Origin of the sequence: Mycobacterium hippophais (assembly GCF_027529605.1) — a bacterium.
GTDB lineage: Bacteria > Actinomycetota > Actinomycetes > Mycobacteriales > Mycobacteriaceae > Mycobacterium > Mycobacterium arseniciresistens.
This window is the reverse complement of record NZ_JAPZPY010000009.1, coordinates 36250-56357: the sequence shown is the minus strand read 5'-3', so window position 1 is coordinate 56357 and position 20108 is coordinate 36250. Positions and strand designations below refer to the sequence as shown.

Sequence of the window (20108 nt, the reverse complement as noted above, 5' to 3'; positions counted from 1 at the left end):
CGCGCTCACCTGCCGAAACCGGCGTCGCGCAGCGCCTGCGCCATCGACCCGGCGGGCCGGGCCGGCTCGCGGCGACCGGACTCCTTGCCGCGAGCCGGGTTCCGGCGCTCCTGACCATTCCGGCTGCCGGCATCGCGGCGCGGCGCCGCAGTGTTCCCGCGCGGGCTGCGCCCGCCCCGGCCCTGCTCCGGCGCGTCCTTCAGCCGCATCGTCAGTGCGATGCGCTGGCGGTCGAGGTCGATGTCGACCACCTTCACCCGGACCACCTGCCCCGACCGCACCACCTCGTGCGGGTCGGACACGAAGCGGTCGGCCAACGCGGAGACGTGTACCAGGCCGTCCTGGTGGACGCCCACGTCTACGAAGGCACCGAACGCCGCGACATTGGTCACCACACCTTCGAGCACCATGCCGGCCTTCAGGTCGGCCACCTTCTCGACACCTGCGGCGAAGGTGGCGGTGGTGAACGCCGGACGCGGGTCTCGGCCCGGCTTCTCCAGTTCGGCGATGATGTCGGTGACGGTGGGCACGCCGAACCGGTCGTCGGCGAAATCGGCGGGTGCGAGCGAGCGCAGAGTGCGTGCGTCGCCGATCAACTCGGCGAGTGTGACCTTCGAGCGGTCCAGGATCTTGCGCACCACCGGGTACGACTCGGGGTGCACACCTGAGGCGTCGAGCGGGTCGTCGCCGCCGGTGATCCGCAGGAATCCCGCGCACAGTTCGAAAGCCCTGGGCCCCAGCCGCGGCACGTCGAGCAGCGCTTTGCGGTGCGGGAAGGGTCCGGTTTTCTCGCGGTGGCTGACGATCGCCTCGGCGAGTGACTCGCTGACGCCGGACACCCGGGCGAGCAGCGGCACCGACGCGGTGTTCAGGTCGACGCCCACCGCGTTCACCGCGTCCTCGACCACGGCGTCGAGGCTGCGGGCGAGGGTGCCGGGCGTGACGTCGTGCTGGTATTGACCGACACCGATGGACTTCGGTTCGATCTTGACCAGTTCGGCCAGCGGATCCTGCAGGCGCCGCGCGATCGACACCGCGCCGCGCAGTGTCACGTCGAGGGCCGGCAGTTCCCGGGCGGCATATGCCGAGGCCGAGTACACCGACGCGCCCGCCTCGCTGACCATCGCCTTGACCGGCGCGTCGGCACCCGCGGCGCGGATGTCGGCGATCAATTCGGTTGCCAGGGCGTCTGTCTCGCGGGACGCAGTGCCGTTGCCGACCGCGATCAGGGTCACCTTGTGACGGGCGACGAGGGCGGCCAGGGTGGCCTTGGCGGTGTCCCATTGCTTCTGCGGCTGGTGCGGATAGATCGCACAGGTGTCGAGCACTTTGCCGGTGCCGTCCACCACCGCGACCTTGACGCCGGTCCGGAAACCGGGGTCGAGGCCGAGCGTGGTGCGCGCCCCCGCCGGCGCGGCCAGCAGCAGGTCCTTGAGGTTGCGTGCGAACACCGCCACCGCGTCCTCCTCGGCGCGCTGCCGCAGTTTGATCCGCGCGTCCACCGAGGCCGAGAACATCAGCCGGGTGCGCCAGGCCGTCCGCACCGTCGCGGCCAGCCACGGTGTCGCAGGTGCCGCCGCAGCCATGTCGACACCGAGCGTGCGGGCGATCATCGCCTGGTAGGCGTCGTCCTCGCCGCCGTCGAAGGTCAGCGACAGCGCCTCCTCCTTCTCTCCCCGCAGCACGGCGAGCACCCGGTGGGACGGCATCTTCTCCAGCGGTTCGGCGAAGTCGAAGTAGTCTCGGAACTTCTGCGCCGCCGGGGTTTTCGCGGCGTCCTCCGACCAGGGCCGGGTGCGCAGAGAGCCATCGGCCCAGAACTTGGTGCGGATCGCGCCGACCAGTTCGGCGTCCTCGGCGGCACGTTCGACGAGGATGTGCCGCGCGCCGTCGAGGGCGGCGGCCACGTCGGGGACCGCGTCGCCGAGGTGGTCGGCGGCCAGTGTCTCCGGCAGCTGCCCGGGGTCGGCCAGGAGCCGGTCGGCCAGCGGTTCGAGACCTGCCTCGCGGGCGATCTGCGCCTTGGTGCGCCGCTTGGGCTTGTAGGGCAGATAGATGTCCTCGACCCGCGACTTGGTGTCGGCGGCCAGCAGCGCCGCCCGCAGGTCGTCGGTGAGCTTGCCCTGCTCTTCGATGGAGGCCAGCACGGTGGCGCGCCGCTGGTCGAGCTCGCGCAGGTAGCCCAGACGCTCCTCGAGGGTCCGCAGCTGGGTGTCGTCGAGGCTGCCGGTGACCTCCTTGCGGTACCGCGCGATGAACGGGACGGTCGCACCCTCGTCGAGCAGCCGGACGGCGGCCGCCACCTGGGCCTCCCGTACGGCGAGTTCCTCAGCGAGACGGGCGTTTACCGATACGACGGCAGGGCTCGAAGTCACGCCGAGACCCTACCGAACGCCGCCGACATGTCACGGCGGGCGGCCGGGGCGTGTCGCGGCCGGCCGTTATCGTCGGGCGATGCCCCTCCAGAACCGGGTCACGCCAGACGGAGACATCATCGCCACCGAGGCGAGGGGCACGCTGATGGGCAACCGGGGGGTCCTGCACGACGCGGACCGCCGCATCGTCCGCAGGTCGCGCAACCGGATGTGGTTGATCTGCCTGCTCGAGTTCCGCGAGCGCAGGCGGTCGGTGATGACGCCGGGCAGCTACACCGAACTCTTCTTCCTCGACGAGGCCGTCGCGCTGGCCGCGGGCCACCGGCCGTGCGCGGAGTGCCGCCGCGACCGGTACCGGGCGTTCCTCGACGCCGCGCGCGTCGGCGCCGGCCGGCCGGTCGCCGGCGCGAAGGATCTCGATGCCCTGCTGGCCGCATCGCGGCGGGCGCCGCGCTCCAGCGCACTGGCTGCGGAGCTTCCCGACGGGGTGTTCGTCGACCTCGGCGGCCGGGATGGCGGCCGCGACCTCCGGTTGCTGTGGGACGGTGCAACGCACCGCTGGACGCCGGCCGGCTACGTCGATCCGGCACCGGTGTCCGCGGCGGCGGCCGAGGTGGCGGTGGTGACGCCGGCGTTGACGGTGGCGGCGTTGCGGCACGGCTACCGGGTGCAGGTGCACCCCACGGCGCACCGGTCCGGCTAGACGGCCGTGCGGCCCGCGCAGAGACGGGCGGCCACGGCGGCGAGCAGGAAGCCGCCGAGGGTGACCCAGCCGGTGGCGCCCGCCAGTCCGTTCTTGGCCAGCAGCACCAGCGCGACGCCCGCGACGCACACCAGCAGGCCCGCCGCCGTCGACCGCGCGCCGGCGGGGCGAGCCGGGGCGTCCCACCACGGCAGGGGGCGGTGTTCCAGCGGTGACAACACCCGGAAGGCGACGGCCATCACGACCGCGAAGACGAGTGCCCGCAGTGCCAGCAGCGCCCAGAAGTCCGGTGCGTGCACGTCGTAGGCGTCCAGGCCGAGGGCGTGCAGCGCGAAGGCGGCCACCGCGATCGCCGGGATGTGCCAGAGGTACAACGTCATCGCGCCACCGTTGCCCACCGCGACGGCGTGCCACACCCGCGGGCGGGCGGCCCACCGGCGGACGGGCCCGGCCGCGGCGATGAACGCGCAGGACATCCAGGTGCACTGCAGCGCGAGCAGCAGTGTCGGCGGCGACACGTTCGACATGTGCTCGACACCGGTGACCACCAGTGCCACCTCGTACACACCGGTTGCCGCGAGGGCGATCTGGGCGCCGAGGGCGGCCGCGGCGGCGGCCAGGGCGGCGCGCCGACAGACGAGACCCCGCGCGTAGGCCACCCCGAGCACGATCGGGATCAGCCAGACGATCAGGAAGTTGGCGACACCCGCGGTCGGGGTGCCGGCGGCGACCCGGATGGCGTCGACGGCCGCCGCGGCGACGAGCAGCGAGGCGACCAGCGCCGTGGCCGAGCGGCCCGACCGCACCCGCGTCAGCACCGGGACGAAGGCGAGGGTGACGAGGTAGACACCGAGGAACCAGAGCAGCGCGACGGATTCGCGTCCGAGCCGGTCGGCCGATTCGCCGCCGAGCGTGACGCGCACGACGAGCAGTCCCAGCGACCACATCGCGAGATACCAGAACACCGGCCGGCAGAGCCGTTGGGTCCTGGCGAACAACCAGCCACCCCAGGCGGCGCCGGACCGCCAGCCGTAGGCGCCCGCGGCGCCGCCGGCGAGGAAGAACAGCGGCATGACCTGGACGACCCAGGTGACGGGCTGGATGTCGGGCAGGGCCCCGAGCAGGTTGCCGATGCGGACACCGCTGCTGTCGATGGTGGCCAGCAGCAGGGCGCAGTGCCCGAACATCACCACGACCAGCGCGGCGAGGCGGGCGACGTCCACCGCGCGGTCACGGCCGGGTTTGGTGACGTCACCGGCGAGCGCGTCGGCCGTGGGCTGGATGAGCGACATGTCCATCAGCATGCCCGGTGGCAGGCGGTCAGGGGATGAGTAGACCTACGCAACCTGCCGATTCCGCGAGCGTGCGTGTTTGCCCAGCGACACGCCGTGGCGGACCGGCATTTTGCGCACGCTCGCCGCATGGATGGGCGAATTCACCGCGGCCCGACCGTCACCGGCCGCCGGGAACGGCCATCTCGGGGCGATGGCCGCCCGGCTGAGCCGGGCCCCCCTAACCGAGTCGTTGTCGCCGGTCGCCCGGGACGCCGCGCGCCGCCTGCAGGTGCCCGCCGTGGCCGCCGAAGCGCTGTGGCGCAACGCCCGGCAGACCGCGGCTAGCTCTTCTCCGTCACCGGCTGCTCGGTGACGCTTTCGAGCACGGTGTTGAGCGTCTTGCTCGGCCGCATCACCGCTGTGGTCTTCTCGCGGTCCGGGTAGTAGTAGCCGCCGATGTCGACCGCATCGCCCTGCACCTCGGCGAGTTCGGACACGATCGCGTCCTCCTTCTCCTCCAGCGTCTTGGCCAGGGTGGCGAAGTGCTCGGCCAGTTCCTTGTCGTCGGTCTGTTCGGCGAGTTCCTGCGCCCAGTACATGGCGAGGTAGAACTGACTGCCCCGGTTGTCGAGCTCACCGGCTTTGCGCGACGGATTCTTGTTGTTGTTCAACAACTTTCCGATGGCCGAGTCGAGCGTCTTGCCCAGCAGCACCGACCGCTTGTTGTCGGCCTTGCGGCCGAGGTCCTCGAAACAGGCGCCGAGGGCCAGGAATTCGCCGAGCGAATCCCACCGCAGGTGATTCTCCTCGACCAGCTGGTGGACGTGCTTGGGCGCCGAACCGCCCGCACCGGTCTCGTACATGCCGCCGCCCGCCATCAGCGGCACGATCGACAGCATCTTGGCGCTGGTGCCGAGTTCCAGGATCGGGAAAAGGTCGGTCAGGTAGTCGCGCAGGATGTTCCCGGTGACGGCGATGGTGTCCTCTCCGCGGATCACCCGCTCCAGCGTGTACCTCATGGCCCACACCTGCGGCATGATCTGGATGTGAAGGCCCTCGGTGTCATGGTCTTTCAGGTAGGTCTTCACCTTCTTGCGCAGCTCGGCCTCGTGCGGACGCTCGGTGTCCAGCCAGAACAACGCCGTCATGCCCGATTCGCGCGCACGGGTGACCGCGAGTTTCACCCAGTCCCGGATCGCGGCGTCCTTGACGATCGGCATGCGCCAGATGTCGCCCGTCTCGACGTTCTGGCTCAGCAGCACCTCGCCGGTGTCGATGTCGACGATGTCGGCCACCCCGTCCTCGGGGATCTCGAACGTCTTGTCGTGGCTGCCGTACTCCTCGGCCTTCTGCGCCATCAGGCCGACGTTGGGAACGGTGCCCATGGTCGTCGGGTCGAACTGTCCGTGGGTCTTACAGAAGTTGATCATCTCCTGGTAGATCCGGGAGAACGTCGATTCCGGGTTGACCGCCTTGGTGTCCTTGGTGCGTCCGTCGGCGCCGTACATCTTGCCGCCGAGCCGGATCATGGCGGGCATCGAGGCGTCGACGATCACGTCGCTGGGCGAGTGGAAGTTCGTGATGCCGCGGGCCGAATCGACCATGGCCAGCTCGGGCCGGTGCTCGTGGCAGGCGTGGATGTCGTTGACGATCTCCTCGCGCTGCGAGGCCGGCAGCTGCTCGATCTTGTCGTAGAGATCGGACATGCCGTTGTTGACGTTGACGCCGAGCTCGTCGAACAGCTTCTGGTGCTTGGCGAATGCGTCCTTGTAGAAGACCTTGACCGCGTGGCCGAACACGATCGGGTGCGACACCTTCATCATCGTCGCCTTGACGTGCAGCGAGAACATCACGCCGGTCTCGTAGGCGTCCTGCATCTCGCGCTCGTAGAACTCGCACAGCGCCTTCTTGCTCATGTACATGCTGTCGATGACGTCGCCGGCGTCGAGTGCGACCTCGGGCTTGAGCACGATGGTCTCGCCGCTCTTGGTCTCGAGGACCATCTTGACCTTGCGGTCCTGCTCGATCGTCATGGACTTCTCGCCTGCGTAGAAGTCGCCGCCGCGCATGGTGGCCACGTGGGTACGCGACGCCTGCGACCACTGGCCCATGCTGTGCGGGTGCTTGCGGGCGTACTCTTTGACGGCCTTCGGAGCGCGCCGGTCCGAGTTACCTTGGCGCAGAACGGGGTTGACCGCGCTACCGAGGATCTTGGCGTAGCGATCCTTGATCGCCTTCTCCTCGTCGTTCTTCGGCTCCCCCACCCAGTCGGGCAGGTCGTAGCCCTTGGCCTTGAGCTCCTTGATGGCGGCCAGCAGCTGGGGCACCGAGGCGCTGATGTTCGGCAGCTTGATGATGTTGGTGTCCGGCGAGTGGGTGAGTTCACCGAGCGTGGCCAGGTTGTCGGGCACCCGCTGGTCCTCGGTCAACCGGTCGGAGAACTCGGCCAGGATCCGCGCCGCCACCGAGATGTCGCTGGTCTCGACATTGATGCCCGCCGGTTCGGTGAACGTCCGAATGATGGGCAGAAAGGCGTAGGTCGCCAGCATCGGCGCCTCGTCGGTCAGCGTGTAGATGATGGTCGGCTTCTCGGCGCTCATTGGTCTGTTCTCCCGGCGTCAGTTCGGTCAGTGGCGAAGCGGTCCGCTTGTGGCGGCGGTTACCAGTATTGCCTCGCGCACACCTCCCGTGTGATGTGCCCTGCACGACGACAGTGCACCGGCCATCCGTGGCCGCGACGTGGCGCAGCGCGATGCTTTGCTGCCGTCACCGGTGCGGGCGTGATATCCAGCACCTGCTGCCGGCGGCGCCGACGGGCGGAGTTCGCCGACGCCGACCGCGCCCGGTCGGCCGTCGGGCGTTCGCGGCCCGCCGGTACGGTCACAGTGGGCGCGCGGTCGCAGCCGCATGCCGGGCGCGAATCCGCAGCCGACACGCTGGAGGAGCACTTCATGAGCACCGTCGCCGAGGCCGAGCGGGTCGCCGAACTCGCCCGCACCGTGGTCGCCGAACACGATCCGAAGTCCGTGCCCATCCCCGAGTTCCTGGGCGCCTGCTACGACGCCGGCCTGTCCTGGGTGCACTTCCCCGACGGGCTCGGCGGCCTGGGGCTCTCCCGCGGACTGCAGGCCGTCGCCGACGGCATCCTGCAGGGCGCGGGCGGGCCGGTGCCGCTGGGGCTTAACCCGATGGGCTACGGCATGGCGGCGCCGACGGTGCGCGAGCACGCCCGCGGCGACGACCTCAAGCGGCGATGGCTGCGGCCGTTGGCCACCACCGAGCACATCTGGTGTCAGCTGTTCTCCGAGCCCGGCGCGGGTTCCGACCTGGCTGGGCTGTCCACCTCGGCGGTCCCCGACGGCGACGAGTGGGTGATCAACGGCCAGAAGGTGTGGACCAGCCTCGCCCACCGCGCGCGGTGGGGGCTGCTGCTCGCCCGCACCAATCCCGACGTGCCCAAGCACAAGGGCCTGACCTACTTCGTGATCGACATGCACGCGCCGGGCGTCGAGACCCGGCCGCTGCGCCAGCTCACCGGCCACGCCGAGTTCAACGAGGTGTACTTCAGCGACGCCCGCATCCCCGACGCACACCGCCTCGGCGACATCGGGAACGGCTGGGCGGTCGCGATGACCACGCTGATGAACGAGCGCAGCGCGCTCGGCGGCAGCGGCAGCCGCCGCGGCGCGGGCACCATCGCCGACGCGGTCGCGCTGTGGGCGTCGCGGCCCGAGCGGCAGACACCGGTGCTGCGGGACCGGCTGACCCAGCTCTGGTTGCGCTCCGAGGCACAGCGGCTGACGTCGGAGCGCTCGCGCGCCTCGGCGACCGTCGGCGGACCCGGCCCCGAGGCCTCGATCGGCAAGCTCGTCGGCGCCGAACTCAATCAGCACATCTACCAGTGGTGCATGGATTTCCTGGGGCCGGAGGGGCTGCTCTACCACGGCTACGGGATGCAGGACGGCGGCCGGGCCGCCGAGGAGACCGACTGGCGGGGCCCGCTCCAGCAGCGGTTCCTGCGCAGCCGGGCCAACACCATCGAGGGCGGCACGTCCGAGGTGATGCGCAACATCCTCGGTGAGCGGGTGCTCGGCCTGCCCGGCGACCTGCGTGCCGATGCCGGCATGCCGTGGAAGGAGATCCCGCGTGGCTGAGGAGCTTGCGGATCAGCCCGAGAACCAAGCTGAGTTCACCTTCACCGGCGAGCAAGGGCAACTGCGCGAAGCGGTGCGGCGGTTCTGCGCCGAGCACTTCGACGAGCAGGCGGTGCGGGCCCTGATGGAGTCCGACCCGCCGTTCGACCCGAAGCTGTGGTCACGGCTGGGCGCCGAACTCGGCGTGCTGGGACTGTCGGTGCCAGAGTCCGACGGCGGCGCGGGCGGCAACCTGGTTGATCAGGCGGTGGCGGTCGAGGAGTTCGGCGCCGCGCTGGCGTGCGGGCCACTGTTCGGGACGGTGTACCTCGCCGTTCCCGCGCTGGTTGCTGCGTCGGCGGGGGCGGCACGTGACGGCCTGCTGGCCGATCTGGTCGAGGGCGTCCGGACCGCCGCGTTCGCGGTCGGTGGCCGCGCCGGCGTGTTCGACCCCGGCGCCGTGACGGTCACCGCCGAGGGCGACGCACTGACCGGGACGCTGCCGCAGGTCGTCGACGCCGGCGCGGCCGACGTGCTGCTGGTCGCCGCCACCGGATCCGACGGCCCGAGGTTGTACGCGGTCGACACGACGGCCGACGGAGTGACGCGCACACCGTTGCAGACGCTCGACCTGACCCGCCCGCAGGCGGCGGTCGAACTGGCAGACGCGACGGCCACGCTGATCGCCGGTCCCGACGAGGCGCCCCGGGTGATCCAGCACGCCCTGCACGTCGGCGCGGCACTGCTGGCCGTCGAACAGGTCGGCGCCGCACAGCATCTGCTCGATCTGGCCGTCGACTACGCGAAGTCACGGCTGCAGTTCGGCAGGCCGATCGGGTCGTTCCAGGCGGTCAAGCACCGGTTGGCCGACATGCTGGTCGAGACCGAACACGCCCGTTCGACGGCCTATCACGCGGTGTGGGCGCTGACCGACGGGTCCGACGACCCGGCCCTGGCCACCGCGATCGCGCAGGCCACCGCCTCGGCCGCGCTGAGCCGGATCGCCGCCGACACCATTCAGGTGCTCGGCGGTATCGGGTTCACCTGGGAACACCAGGCGCATCTGTACTTCAAGCGCGCCACCACCGATGCGGCGCTGCTGGGCAGCGCCGAAGACCACCGCTCGCGCATCGCCGAACTGGTGCTCGATCCCGCAAAGCCCGACCGGGTGGTCCGGGTCGCCGCGGGCTGAGGCGGCTGGCGTCAGCGCTCAGCGCTGTCGGAGGGGACGGTCGCGTCGGCCGGCGGGCCGGCCACCACGGTGGACGGACGACCCAGGAGCAGGAACAGCGCTCCGCCGACGAAGGCGGCGGCGCCGGCGAAAGTCAGGAAGCCGTTGAAGCTCGGGGCGGCCTGCAGTGTCCGGCTCAGAATCAGGGCGCCCAGCGCCGAGGAGACGCCGATGGCGGCCGACAGCACACTGAGCACGGTGCTGTAGATCGTCAGGTGGAAGCGACGCGCCACCAGGTAGGCGATGACGTCCCCCTCGGCCCCCCAGGCCGCCCCGAGGCAGCACACCGCCACCACGACGACGGGGAAGCTGTCCCACGGTGACGCGATCAGCAGGCAGCCGAGGCCGGGCAGTCCCATCGCCACGGCCGCGACGATCTGGGCGGGCAACCGGTCGAGGGCGATGCCGCAGGCGAACCGGCCGACGATCACGGCGACGGCGAACACGGACACCAGCAGGGCCACCGCCTGGCCCGCGGGCACCGAGTCGCCCAGCATCACGCCGAGTTGGGTTGTGGTCACCGAGTGGTACAGGTTGCACAGCAGCACACCCCCCAGCAGGATCCAGAACACCCGGCTCCGCCCGATCGCCCGATAGTCGTTGCGGGTGTTGGCATCTCGCGCGGCGCGGCGCAGCGTCCGGTCCTCGGCGGGGATCAGCATGAGGGCCAGCACGCCGATCGCGGCGATGACGGCCGCGATCGCCAGGCAGCCCACCCGCCAGCCGTAGGCGCTGTTGACGGCCTCCACGGCGGGGACGCCGATCGCGCCGAGCAGCGGCGGACCGGAGATGGCGATCGCCAGTGCCAGGCCGCGGGCCTCCTTGAAACGGGTGGCGACGAGGCGGCTGTAGATCGAGGGGGTCGTCGTCACGCCCAACGCGATCAGCACGACGTTGATCGCGAAGTACTGCCAGATCGGGCCGGACATCAGCGAATAGCCGATCCAGCAGGCGGGCAGGCCGATCACGCCGAGGATCGCGATCCGGCGCACACCGAACAGGTCGGTGAGGCGCCCGTAGACGGGCAGGAAGACGAAGGTCAGCAGGGTGATGACGCCGGTCAGTGCGAAATCGGCGCGGCTCCAGCCGAATTCCGCGAGGAACTGTGGTCCCATCGCGGCGTTGGTGTAGGCGCTCAGACTCAGTCCGGCGCTGAGGCCTGCGGTCGCCGCCGCCAGCGGCTGCCAGTTGGTCCGCAATTCGCGGAAGTAGCTCATGGGTTTCCTTCGTCGTGGGCAGACCTCGGCAGCACCACCGAGTATCCCGTCTGCCCGCTGTGGCGGGGCGCTCCCCCGCAGCCCGGATGGTCAGGGGGCGGGAACGGGTCTGGCCCGCGCCCGGACGGCGACGAGGCCGCCACCGATGACCAGCAGCATCCCGGCGTAGGTCACCGGCGTCGGCGCGTGGTGCCACACCACCCAGTCGATCAGGGCGGTGAAGACGATCACCGAGTAGATGAAGGGGCCCACCTTCTCCGCCGACGCGTAGCGGTAGGCCAGCACGATGAGGACCTGTGAGCCCATCTGCGCGCATCCGAGGGCGGCCAACCACACCCAGGCCCGCCCGGGAATCGGTTGCCAGTCAAGGACGGCGATCGGCACGGACAGCACGGTGGAGAGCAGGAAGTAGTAGAACAGGATCCTGATGACGGGCTCGGTGGCCCCCAGCCAGCGCACCGACATCATCGCCACGGCCAGGAACACGGCGCCGGCCAGAGCCGACAGCTCGCCGGTGTCGAAGCGATGGCCCTGGGGCTGCAGGACGAGCAGCACCCCGGCGAAGCCGAGTCCGGCGCCCGCCCACGTCAGCCCGGAGATGCGGGCCCGGGTGACGCACCAGGCGACCAACGGCATCCACAGCGGAGCGGTGTAGGTCAGCAGGGTGGCGTTGGCCAGCGGGATCTGGGTGATCGCGAAGAACAGCGCATACCAGCAGGCGGTGCCCATCGTCGCCCGCAGGATGTGCATGCCGATCCGGTCGGTCCGCAGTGCGCTCCGTCCACCCCGCAGCGCCGTCGGGGCGATGAACAGGAAGCAGATCAGGTTCTGCGCGAGCAGCAGGACGCCGGTCGAGGTGTACTCGCCCGAGACTTTCGCCAGCGCACCCACCATTGCCACACAGAAGAACGCCGCGGTGGTGAGAGCCGCTGCGAGCAGGAGGTTTTCTGGCCGGTATCCGGTGCCGGCCGCCGCCGACGGCATCACTGCCCCCGCAGGGCCGGCATGTCTGTGGCGGTGGTGGATTCGGTGGTGCGTGCGTTCATCCGATTGGTCTCGCGCTCGAGGACGTGGTTGAGCGCGCGGGGCGCGACGACGTCGAGGGCCCGCAACGCGAGGGCCTTCCGGGGCGCGATGCGCACGGGCCGGTGGCGCGCGGCCGTCACCATCCACTCGGCGGCCTCCTCCGGGGTGAGCGCGGGCAGCCCGGCGTAGGCGCGCGTCGGCGCGATCATGGCGGTCGCCACCAGCGGGTAGTACACGGTGGTGGAATGCACGCCCGCGTGGCCCCACTCGGTGTCGATGACGCGACTGACCGCGCTGAGTGCCGCCTTCGACGCGTTGTAGACGGCGAAGAGCGGCGAGGATTCGGGCAGCACCCGCCAGGTGGCGATGTTGATGATGTGGCCATCGCCGCGTGCGCACATACCGGGGGCCAGCCCCCGCATGAGTCGCAGCGGCGCGTAGTAGTTGAGCGCCATCACGCGTTCGACGTCGTGCCAGCGGTCCAGCGAGTCGGCCAGCGGCCGGCGAATCGACCTGGCGGCGTTGTTGATCAGGATGTCCACCGGCCCGGCCTCGGCCACGAGGTGGTCGACCTGGTCGAGGTCCGCGAGGTCGGCGGCCATGGCGACGGCCCGGCCCCCATGGGCGGTGATGCGGTCGACCAGTTCGGCGAGGAGATGTTCGCGGCGGGCGACGGCGATGATCGACGCTCCCCTGGCGGCGAGCTTCTCGGCAGCAACGGCGCCGATGCCGGCCGAGGCGCCGGTCAGCAAGATCCGCTTGCCGGCGAGATCCACGGGACGACGTGAAGGAAGATGTGGCAGCGGACGCATCCCCGCCAGCCGCATCGCTCTTCTGAGGTCGGGCTTGGCCACCGTCGGTCCCCTGTCCGGCCGGCACGCCGCAGCCGGGTCCGTCCACAATCTAGGGTGCGGGAGCTGCGCACGTAGCAAATTGACTGAATGGTCAGCAAGCGGACAGCGCTGTCATTGCTGCGTGGGTCGGGTCGACTCCCGGGCGGCCCGCGCCAGCACCTGAGGGCCCGTTGTCAGGGCCTTGCGCCACGGCGCGACGCCGTCGACCTCGACCTCGATGGTGATGCTCAGCACCGTCCGGATCAGGACGATCATCCCCAGCACCGCCGCATCGGTCAGAGACGGCGTCGAGGTGACGGTCTTGACGATGTCCGCGGCCACGAGCAACTCGAGGCCGAGCAGGATCGCCCCGCCGAGCGAGTTGCGCAGCGTCTTGAAGGCGCGGCCGCCGTTGCCGGTTCGCGCCCAGACGACCGCGGCGAGCGCGAAGGCGAACACGAAGCCCACCACCATCGACAACACACCGGACACCTCGAACACCTGGGTGGCCCGCTCGAAGAACGTCTCTATTCGCACTCAGATCACCCATGCCCTCACTTCGACCAGTCGGCTGCCTGCTCGTTGATCAGGCTCCACCGCACCGACGTCACTCCGGCCTGCCCGCTCAGGGCACGGATGGCGTTCTCGGCGGACGGGTCGTCACGGACGGCGGTGGTGTATTCGGCTCGGACTTCGGTCTGGTCGGCGGTGGACGTCGGCAGAGACTGCACTGCCCGCAACTGGAAGTGCGGTGCGGGCAGGGCTTGTGCCACCAGCGCTTTGACCTCCGCTTCCACCGGGGCGCCGCACACGACGCTGAGCCGGTATTCGGCCGGCGTCACGTCGCGACCGCCCTTGGTGGTCATCCGGTCCAGCCGGGTTCCGAGGGGCTGCAGGAACCAGTTGCCCGCGACGACGATGACGGCGCCGGCAACGGCTTCGCGCCACATCCACGCACCGGCCAGCGCGCCGACGGCAGCCGTGGCCCACAGGGTGGCGGCGGTGTTGAGGCCGGTGACGGACAGCCCGTGCTTCATGATGACGCCGGCGCCGAGGAACCCGACGCCGGAGACGATCTGGGCCGCGACTCGAAGCCGGTCGCCTTCCTGGTCGAAGCTGTAGGCGCTGAGGATGAGGAAGAGCGCGGAGCCCATGCTGACCAACGCCATCGTCTGCAGTCCCGCCATCCGAGACCGCCATTGGCGTTCGAAGCCGATGGCGATGCCGAGCGCCGTGGCCAGACCGACCCGGGTCAGCAGTTCGAGGGCCAGCATGCCTGCGATCTTCCCCGCTTCTGCGGCTTTCCGCCGTAGGACACGCTCGGTGACCGCGGCCGGCCCGCCACCTCTCGGTGGCGGGCCGGGTGGGCGGCGCGGATGTCAGGGTTGTGCGGCGACCAGCGGCGGATTCTGGGTGACCGGCCGCGGCTGCTTGGGCGGCTTGGGCGACTGCTCGACGACCGCGAGGCCGGGTTCGACGATCTGGGGCCGGATGTTGCCTGCGCCTCGCTTGGGGGCGGTGGTGATGACGATGGATCCGCCGCGGCAAGAGACGATCTTGCCGTCGACGATGACGTCCTGGCCGTCGTCGATCGGGATGTTGTGGCCGTCGGCATCGGTGTAGTTGCAACTGCCGGCGGGGCCGGGATCGTTGTCGGTGGCGTTCGCGGTGGCCGGGGCCAGGGCGAAGATGGCGAGTGTGCCGAGCATCGTGGCCGCGTAGCGGAAGCGGGTCAGCTTGCGGGTGTTCGAAGTGGTCATGGTGAGTTCCTCTCGGGCGGGGCTGGTGCCTGGGTGCTGAGAAGAATGTTGCTCGCCGCAGGGGGGTGTCCGTAATCGCCCACAGGCCAGAGTTCTCCCGTGCGAGGCAAGGGTTTCCTGGTCGCGCGGCAAGGTCGTGCAGAGAGAGAAGAGCCGGGGCCGGCTCGTCGTCAGGGTGCCGCGCTGCCGGTGGTGACGAGGGTCGTGGTCAGCCCGCTGAGGATGAGGTCGAGGCCACGGTCGAGTTCACTGGCCCCGTCGTACGCCGACAGGACGGGTGCGAGTTCGCGCAGGTTGGGGAACTCATTCACGGGAAACCGGTGCAGCCCCAACCGCAGCACGTGGTCGGTTTCCTCGGGGCGCTCTACGATCTCCTGCAGTTCGTCGAGGATGTGGCCGTGGAGGTAGCCGAAGAGCACCCGGTAGACGTGGAGCGCGTCCGTTCCGGTGAATCCAGCCGATGTCAGCAGGGCGAGTACGTCTTCGAGAGGACGCAACATTCCCGGAGACCGCTGTCCGAGCGGGGTGGCCAGCGGTCGGGTGACCAACAGCGTCGCCGCGTTGGGGTGCGCCATAGCGAGTCGACGGTATTCGTGCGCGACACAACGCAATTGATTTATCCAGTCAGGATCACTGCGGTCCACCGCGAGCTGACTCAAGAGGATCTCGGCGACACCGTCGAGCACAGCACCCTTGTTCGGGACGTGGCGGTAGAGCACTGCCGGATCCCGGTTCAGCGCTTCGCTGAGGCGGCGCATGGACAGTCCGCTCTCACCGTCGCGGTCGAGGATCGCCAGCGCGGTGTGCAGGATGAGATCGCGCGAAATGGGTGCAGCGCGCACGTCGGCCCCGATACCCGTGGGGTGCCTGCCGTTGTGCCCGCCGTCCGTGCGATCCAACCGTCCAGCCATCGCCTGCACCTCCACGTGCTCTGACCTGTGACCACACCATAGACCAACGGTGTGGGTCAACGCTGTTGACACTGAAGCTGGGCAGGTGTGTACTGGAGTTCCACAGAGTCTGAGGCGCCACATGATCGTCATCGGTTTGATCGTTCTCACGATTGCCGTGACCGGCGCCCACCGCCGACTCGTCGGATCGCGAACACGAGACCGCACGCATAGCAGCCCGTCACCGCGTCAGCCGACGCGGTCGCAGCCACCCCTAGCCGGCCCATGACCGGCGCCGGTCCGCAACACCACACGAAGGAACACCATGACCATCGGTAAGACGATCGCCCATCAGGCCGAAGCCGCAAGGGGTGCGACCAAGAAGATCCTCGGACGCGCCGTGGGGAACACCCGCCTACGCACCGAGGGACGCGCGGAACAGGCGAAGGCCAATGCCAAACAGTCGGGGGCAAAGCTGAAGGACGTCTTCAAGCGATGAACTCCTCCTGGTCTGTCCTCCTACACATCTCGTCAGAAATCAGGTCCACATCATGATCGTTCTCGGAATCGTCCTCATCGTCCTCGGACTCCTGCTTCCAAGCCTGGTCCCGACTTTCGCCTTCGCCCAGATCCTGTTGGTGATCGGGATACTTCTTCTCGTTGTCGGCTTGATCCTGCTCGTGGTGGGACGGATGGGACACGCGGTCGGCGGTCGACGTCACTACTACTGAAACCAGCCGCACGGCAGCTTTCGCACAGCAAACCGACTGTCAGAAAACACTTCTGCGCCACCTGTGAGCAGATTCTTCACCTCATCGACCTAAGGAATGAACATGGACACCAACACCATCGTCTTGATCGTCGTCGTCGCGCTCGTGGCACTGCTGCTCCTCGCGGCTCTTGCCTGGATGGCGCGCAAGAAGCGTGATCAGCACCGCCATACCGAAGCGGAGAACATCCGCGGCCAAGCCCGAGAAGAGGACCGGCACGTCACACAGCGCGAAGCGCGCGCCGAGGAGACCGCGGCCAAAGCCCGCGCCGCTCAGGCCGAGGCCGATGTCAAAGCTGCCCAGGCGAAGGGACTGCAGCAGCAGGCCGCCGGTCATCGTCACGAGGCGACCACCTCTCGCGATGACCTCAACCAACAGTTCGAGCGTGCCGACGCCCTTGATCCAGCCTCCCCTGCGCCGCAGAGCCGCGAAGCGGCCACCAACGACGAGACGCGACCCGCGGCCGGGTCCCGATGACCCCGGCGCACCCGAACACGTCGGCGGCTGCCACGCCCGGACAGGAGCAATTGCCGGCGAGTCACCTCAAGATCGTCAAACTCGAACTCTCACCACAGGACAGCCCCCGCTACGACGTGCTGCTGCAACTGTGCCGACCCCTGACGAATTACGAGATGCACGAACTCGAGGTGCACCGATCGATCGGACTCGAGGTGTCAGCCGATGACCCGTCGCAGATGATCGCCACCCACACCACCGTCGAAGACGTGCAGGACCGGTTGCCGGAGTTCCACGATCTGCTGACCACCGCTTCAGCTGACGCCCACGCCGCCCAGGCTGCGGCCGACCACGCCCGGGATGCGGTCGCCGCGGAAGAGTCGCGACGTCAGAAAGTGATCAGCGAAGCCAACTCGGCCCTTGGAGCGTGCCCTCACACTCATGCGGTGAGTGCGGTGTGACAGGCACGTTGGCGGACATCGCCCAGAACAGCGTCTTCGAGCGCGTCGCCCGGACCGGCTACGTTGTCAGCGGGCTGCTTCACATCGTCATCGGCTACCTGGCGATTCAGATCGCGCTCGGTACCGGCGGCACCGCCGACCAATCCGGTGCCCTGTCGGCTCTGGCGGTCAAGCCAGGCGGCATCGTCGCGCTCTGGGTCGCGGTGGTCGCGCTCGCGATCATGGCGATGTGGCGGATCGCCGAAACGTTGCTCGGCCGCTCCACCGACCCGAAGCGCCAAAGTGCCATGCTGGAAAGCGTCGACCGGGTGAAGGCGTTCGCGCTGGCCGTCGTCTATTTCGGATTCGCATACTCCACTTTGGGATTCGCCCGCGGTGCCGGGAAATCCACCGGTGACCAGAATATCGGCCTGAGCGCCCGGCTCATGCAAACCGGCGGCGGCACCGTCCTCCTGGTGATCGCCGGGATCGTCATCGCCGCCGTCGGTGGTTACCACGTCTACAAGGGAGCGGGCCGCAAGTTCCTCGACGATCTCAATGGCAACGCCAGCGATCTGGTGCGGCGACTCGGTGTCATCGGTTACGTCGCGAAAGGCCTCGTCATCGCCGGCGCCGGGGTACTGGTGATCATCGCCGCGTGCTTCTCCGAGCCCAGCAAGGCCACCGGACTCGACGGCGCACTCAAGACACTCGGAGCGCAGCCCTTCGGAGCGCTCCTTCTCATCGTCGCGGGCCTGGGGATCATCACCTATGGCCTGTACAGCTTCGCGATGGCGCGCTACACCAAGATGTAGCGGCCTGGTCAGCGACCCGCTTCGCCGAGTGCGGCCTTGACGTCCGCCTGGGTGTCGGCCAGGAAGGTCGAGAACTCCTGGCCGGTCATGAAGGTGGTGGTGAACTGGTTCCGCTCCGAGATCTGCTGCCAGGTGGGCGATTTCACCATCTCACCGAGCGCCTTCTGCCAGAACGCGACGGCAACCTCGGGCATGGCCGGTGGACCGTAGAGGCCGCGCCAGTTCGACAGCGTGACGTCGAGCCCTTGTTCCCGTGCGGTGGGCGCCTCGACGCCGGGCAGCCGGTTCTCGGCGAGGACACCGAGCGCCACGAGCTCGCCTGACTTGAGTTGGCCGACGAACTCGCTGACGCCGCCGATCGCCACACTGATGGCACCGTCACGCAGCGCGGCGTTCTGGTCGCCGCCTCCCTCCTGGGTGACGTACTCGATGGTCGACGGGTCGCCGCCTGCCGCCGAGACCAGGAGGTCGAAGGGTGCTTGGTCGTCGTTGGCGGCGCCAACTCGGACACGACCTGGATCCGCCTTGATGGCGGTCATGAGGTCGCCGAGATTCGTGAACGGTGAGTTCGCAGCGGTGACGACGACGTAGTACTCGGTCATCAGACGGGCGATCATGGTGACGTCGTCGTACCCGTACTTCGACACGCCGCGCAGCTCGTTCATCATGATCGACAGCGACGTGACGGAGACCTGGTCGCCTCTGCCCTTGTCCTGCTCGACCATGGTTGTCAGGAAGTCCGCGCCGCTCGCTCCCGGCCGGTTCTCCACCGGGAGCGGAACCTCGACGATTCCCTCCTTCTGCAGCGCGTCGACGACCGAGCGGATCGTGAGGTCGAACCCGCTTCCGGGGTTGGCACCGGCCGTCATCGTGACGGGTCCGGTCGGGTAAGCGTCTGCGGCTGGGGCCGACTCGGCGTCCTGACAACCGGTCAGCACCAGCGTCGAGGCCGCCACAGCGGCGATGGCGTGCATGATCTTCACGGGGGGATGCTCCTAGCTCGAGTGTCGCGGCCGGCAGCCAGCGCGTTCAGTCGCTGAGAGCTGAGCCCACCCAGAAGCTGTACACGAAAGTCGCGCGTTGCGGTCGATGCTTCGATGGATTTCCCCGCCTCTGGTAGTCGGTATGGGCATGACTGAAGAGCGCATCGCAGCGAGCATCACGATCGATGCCGCGGCGGAGACCGTGTTCGACGTGCTGGCCGATCCGGCGGCTCATGTGGCAATAGGTCGCGGCGGAGGGGTGCGGCACGCTGTCGACGGCGAACGCCTGACCGCGGCCGGCCAGATCTTCCGGATGGGGATGTACCACGACGGTCATCCGAACAAGAACTACGAGATGTCGAACCGGGTGGAGGTGTTCGACCGACCGCGCGTCATCGCCTGGCAGCCCGGGGCCGAACCCCGCCACATCCCCGGTCGCGAGACCGACGACGGCCCCGTCGAGTGGGGCGGGTGGATTTGGCGCTACGAGCTCGAGGCGGTCACCGCCGACCGGACCGTGGTCACGTTGAGCTACGACTGGTCTCAGGTGCCGCCGGAGAACCGCGACATCGAGTTCCCGCCGTTCGGCCCCGAGCATCTGGACACTTCGTTGAAGAATCTGGCGGAATTGGCGGATCGGGCGTGAGAATTTGCGGGTCGACCGGGTAGCACGACTTGTAACTGCTCCTCAAGATCATCTGCACACAGCGGCGGCAACACTGTGAGCAGCCACTTCACCCGAGACAATGCAAGGTGTCCCGACGCGTTGATTGCGTTGACAAGCACCCCGTGCCGCGCTTGCTGTCTCGCGTGGTGGATGGACGGCGATCGCCGCTAGGGTCATCGCGTGCGCAAACCCTCCACCTTCGTGGCATCGGCCTTGGCGGCCGGCGCCGCCGCTTTCCTGCTCGCGGCGCCGATCGCCAACGCCGATCCGCCGCCGCCCTGCCCTCCGGACGACCAGCAGTGCCAGGAGCAGCAGAAGAACCCGGGCGCGGGTATCGCCAACGAGGTCATCGACAACGTCCAGCAGGGCGTCGATCAGGCGAACGAGGCGCTGAACCCGAAACCCAGTGCCGGCCCGGGCATCATGGTGCTCAAGAACGGGGTTCCGTGGTGCATGGCCTTCGGCCAGCCGATCCCGCCCGGCGCCGTCATCGACAAGATCCACCCCAGCGGGATGACGTCCTACTGCTGAGCCC

21 protein-coding genes are annotated in these 20108 nt (G+C 69.0%); 10 read left to right on the top strand and 11 right to left on the bottom strand.

All coding sequences use genetic code 11. From position 1 onward, the window contains the following. Positions 1–5: 5 nt before the first annotated feature. The gene (locus O6P37_RS18805) at positions 6–2375 is read right to left on the bottom strand and encodes a Tex family protein (RefSeq protein WP_269895503.1); all 2370 of its coding nucleotides are present in this window, start codon (positions 2373–2375) and stop codon (positions 6–8) included. 79 nt (positions 2376–2454) lie between these two features. On the opposite strand from O6P37_RS18805, the gene O6P37_RS18800 reads away from it, so the two are divergent. Continuing rightward, positions 2455–3078 carry a hypothetical protein gene (locus tag O6P37_RS18800; RefSeq protein WP_269895502.1) on the top strand — a complete coding sequence of 208 codons (624 nt, stop codon included), beginning with the start codon at positions 2455–2457 and terminating at the stop codon, positions 3076–3078. Here O6P37_RS18800 and O6P37_RS18795 read toward each other — a convergent pair. Then, positions 3075–4370 carry an acyltransferase family protein gene (locus tag O6P37_RS18795; RefSeq protein ID WP_269895501.1) on the bottom strand — a complete coding sequence of 432 codons (1296 nt, stop codon included), beginning with the start codon at positions 4368–4370 and terminating at the stop codon, positions 3075–3077. The two genes, O6P37_RS18800 and O6P37_RS18795, sit on opposite strands and share 4 nt — an antisense overlap. A gap of 323 nt (positions 4371–4693) precedes the next feature. Then, a complete protein-coding gene (locus tag O6P37_RS18790) occupies positions 4694–6952 on the bottom strand; it encodes an NADP-dependent isocitrate dehydrogenase (RefSeq protein WP_269895500.1) in 2259 nt (752 codons plus the stop codon). A gap of 351 nt (positions 6953–7303) precedes the next feature. On the opposite strand from O6P37_RS18790, the gene O6P37_RS18785 reads away from it, so the two are divergent. Further along, on the top strand, positions 7304–8506 hold the full coding sequence (locus O6P37_RS18785; RefSeq protein ID WP_269895499.1) for an acyl-CoA dehydrogenase family protein: 1203 nt from the start codon (positions 7304–7306) through the stop codon (positions 8504–8506). Then, positions 8469–9677, top strand: coding sequence for an acyl-CoA dehydrogenase family protein (locus O6P37_RS18780; RefSeq protein ID WP_408633204.1), 1209 nt, complete (start codon positions 8469–8471; stop codon positions 9675–9677). The genes O6P37_RS18785 and O6P37_RS18780 overlap by 38 nt, the downstream gene beginning before the upstream one ends. Positions 9678–9688: 11 nt before the next feature. On the opposite strand, the gene O6P37_RS18775 is transcribed toward O6P37_RS18780, so the two are convergent. The 7 genes from O6P37_RS18775 to O6P37_RS18745 form a co-directional block, all read right to left on the bottom strand. Then, a complete protein-coding gene (locus tag O6P37_RS18775; RefSeq protein WP_269895497.1) occupies positions 9689–10933 on the bottom strand; it encodes an MFS transporter in 1245 nt (414 codons plus the stop codon). A 90-nt stretch (positions 10934–11023) separates the two neighbouring features. Further along, a complete protein-coding gene (locus tag O6P37_RS18770) occupies positions 11024–11917 on the bottom strand; it encodes a DMT family transporter (RefSeq protein WP_269895496.1) in 894 nt (297 codons plus the stop codon). After that, on the bottom strand, positions 11917–12813 hold the full coding sequence (locus tag O6P37_RS18765; RefSeq protein WP_269895495.1) for an SDR family oxidoreductase: 897 nt from the start codon (positions 12811–12813) through the stop codon (positions 11917–11919). Before O6P37_RS18765 ends, O6P37_RS18770 begins: the two co-directional genes overlap by 1 nt. A 111-nt stretch (positions 12814–12924) precedes the next feature. After that, positions 12925–13266, bottom strand: coding sequence for a DUF1622 domain-containing protein (locus O6P37_RS18760; RefSeq protein ID WP_408633209.1), 342 nt, complete (start codon positions 13264–13266; stop codon positions 12925–12927). A gap of 80 nt (positions 13267–13346) precedes the next feature. Next, entirely contained in the window at positions 13347–14066 is a 720-nt protein-coding gene (locus tag O6P37_RS18755; protein ID WP_269895494.1) for an MgtC/SapB family protein, read from the bottom strand. 105 nt (positions 14067–14171) lie between these two features. After that, positions 14172–14552: a hypothetical protein gene (locus O6P37_RS18750; protein ID WP_269895493.1), complete on the bottom strand. Its 381-nt coding sequence runs from the start codon at positions 14550–14552 to the stop codon at positions 14172–14174. Between the two features lie 170 nt (positions 14553–14722). Next, positions 14723–15463, bottom strand: a complete 741-nt coding sequence (locus O6P37_RS18745) for a TetR/AcrR family transcriptional regulator (RefSeq protein ID WP_269895492.1) — start codon at positions 15461–15463, stop codon at positions 14723–14725. Between the two features lie 304 nt (positions 15464–15767). On the opposite strand from O6P37_RS18745, the gene O6P37_RS18740 reads away from it, so the two are divergent. The 5 genes from O6P37_RS18740 (at position 15768) to O6P37_RS18720 (ending at position 17923) form a co-directional block, all read left to right on the top strand. Continuing rightward, positions 15768–15941 (top strand): CsbD family protein, encoded by a 174-nt coding sequence (locus O6P37_RS18740; RefSeq protein WP_264014540.1) that lies wholly within the window; start codon positions 15768–15770, stop codon positions 15939–15941. Positions 15942–15993: 52 nt separating this feature from the next. Continuing rightward, a complete protein-coding gene (locus O6P37_RS18735; protein ID WP_264014541.1) occupies positions 15994–16173 on the top strand; it encodes a DUF6131 family protein in 180 nt (59 codons plus the stop codon). A 102-nt stretch (positions 16174–16275) separates the two neighbouring features. Further along, a complete protein-coding gene (locus O6P37_RS18730; protein WP_269895491.1) occupies positions 16276–16689 on the top strand; it encodes a hypothetical protein in 414 nt (137 codons plus the stop codon). Next, positions 16686–17129 carry a hypothetical protein gene (locus O6P37_RS18725; RefSeq protein ID WP_269895490.1) on the top strand — a complete coding sequence of 148 codons (444 nt, stop codon included), beginning with the start codon at positions 16686–16688 and terminating at the stop codon, positions 17127–17129. Before O6P37_RS18730 ends, O6P37_RS18725 begins: the two co-directional genes overlap by 4 nt. Continuing rightward, a complete protein-coding gene (locus tag O6P37_RS18720; RefSeq protein ID WP_269895489.1) occupies positions 17126–17923 on the top strand; it encodes a DUF1206 domain-containing protein in 798 nt (265 codons plus the stop codon). The genes O6P37_RS18725 and O6P37_RS18720 overlap by 4 nt, the downstream gene beginning before the upstream one ends. An 8-nt stretch (positions 17924–17931) precedes the next feature. Here O6P37_RS18720 and O6P37_RS18715 read toward each other — a convergent pair whose 3' ends face one another. Beyond that, positions 17932–18897, bottom strand: a complete 966-nt coding sequence (locus O6P37_RS18715; protein WP_269895660.1) for a Bug family tripartite tricarboxylate transporter substrate binding protein — start codon at positions 18895–18897, stop codon at positions 17932–17934. Positions 18898–19054: 157 nt separating this feature from the next. Here O6P37_RS18715 and O6P37_RS18710 point away from each other — a divergent pair, with 157 nt between their 5' ends. Together O6P37_RS18710 and O6P37_RS18705 are read left to right on the top strand one after the other, a co-directional pair. Next, the gene (locus O6P37_RS18710) at positions 19055–19552 is read left to right on the top strand and encodes an SRPBCC family protein (RefSeq protein WP_269895488.1); all 498 of its coding nucleotides are present in this window, start codon (positions 19055–19057) and stop codon (positions 19550–19552) included. A gap of 201 nt (positions 19553–19753) precedes the next feature. Further along, positions 19754–20104 (top strand): hypothetical protein, encoded by a 351-nt coding sequence (locus O6P37_RS18705; RefSeq protein WP_269895487.1) that lies wholly within the window; start codon positions 19754–19756, stop codon positions 20102–20104. The last annotated feature ends 4 nt before the right edge of the window (positions 20105–20108 follow it).

Bases quoted from the DNA above. Each gene is read 5' to 3' on its own strand.
- O6P37_RS18800 (WP_269895502.1), top strand. From the start codon at position 2,455: ATGCCCCTCCAGAACCGGGTCACGCCAGACGGAGACATCATCGCCACC.
- O6P37_RS18795 (WP_269895501.1), bottom strand. From the start codon at position 4,370: ATGTCGCTCATCCAGCCCACGGCCGACGCGCTCGCCGGTGACGTCACC.
- O6P37_RS18790 (WP_269895500.1), bottom strand. From the start codon at position 6,952: ATGAGCGCCGAGAAGCCGACCATCATCTACACGCTGACCGACGAGGCG.
- O6P37_RS18785 (WP_269895499.1), top strand. From the start codon at position 7,304: ATGAGCACCGTCGCCGAGGCCGAGCGGGTCGCCGAACTCGCCCGCACC.
- O6P37_RS18780 (WP_408633204.1), top strand. From the start codon at position 8,469: ATGCCGGCATGCCGTGGAAGGAGATCCCGCGTGGCTGAGGAGCTTGCG.
- O6P37_RS18775 (WP_269895497.1), bottom strand. From the start codon at position 10,933: ATGAGCTACTTCCGCGAATTGCGGACCAACTGGCAGCCGCTGGCGGCG.
- O6P37_RS18770 (WP_269895496.1), bottom strand. From the start codon at position 11,917: ATGCCGTCGGCGGCGGCCGGCACCGGATACCGGCCAGAAAACCTCCTG.
- O6P37_RS18760 (WP_408633209.1), bottom strand. From the start codon at position 13,266: ATGGTGGTGGGCTTCGTGTTCGCCTTCGCGCTCGCCGCGGTCGTCTGG.
- O6P37_RS18755 (WP_269895494.1), bottom strand. From the start codon at position 14,066: ATGCTGGCCCTCGAACTGCTGACCCGGGTCGGTCTGGCCACGGCGCTC.
- O6P37_RS18750 (WP_269895493.1), bottom strand. From the start codon at position 14,552: ATGACCACTTCGAACACCCGCAAGCTGACCCGCTTCCGCTACGCGGCC.
- O6P37_RS18745 (WP_269895492.1), bottom strand. From the start codon at position 15,463: ATGGCTGGACGGTTGGATCGCACGGACGGCGGGCACAACGGCAGGCAC.
- O6P37_RS18740 (WP_264014540.1), top strand. From the start codon at position 15,768: ATGACCATCGGTAAGACGATCGCCCATCAGGCCGAAGCCGCAAGGGGT.
- O6P37_RS18735 (WP_264014541.1), top strand. From the start codon at position 15,994: ATGATCGTTCTCGGAATCGTCCTCATCGTCCTCGGACTCCTGCTTCCA.
- O6P37_RS18730 (WP_269895491.1), top strand. From the start codon at position 16,276: ATGGACACCAACACCATCGTCTTGATCGTCGTCGTCGCGCTCGTGGCA.
- O6P37_RS18725 (WP_269895490.1), top strand. From the start codon at position 16,686: ATGACCCCGGCGCACCCGAACACGTCGGCGGCTGCCACGCCCGGACAG.
- O6P37_RS18715 (WP_269895660.1), bottom strand. From the start codon at position 18,897: ATGCACGCCATCGCCGCTGTGGCGGCCTCGACGCTGGTGCTGACCGGT.
- O6P37_RS18710 (WP_269895488.1), top strand. From the start codon at position 19,055: ATGACTGAAGAGCGCATCGCAGCGAGCATCACGATCGATGCCGCGGCG.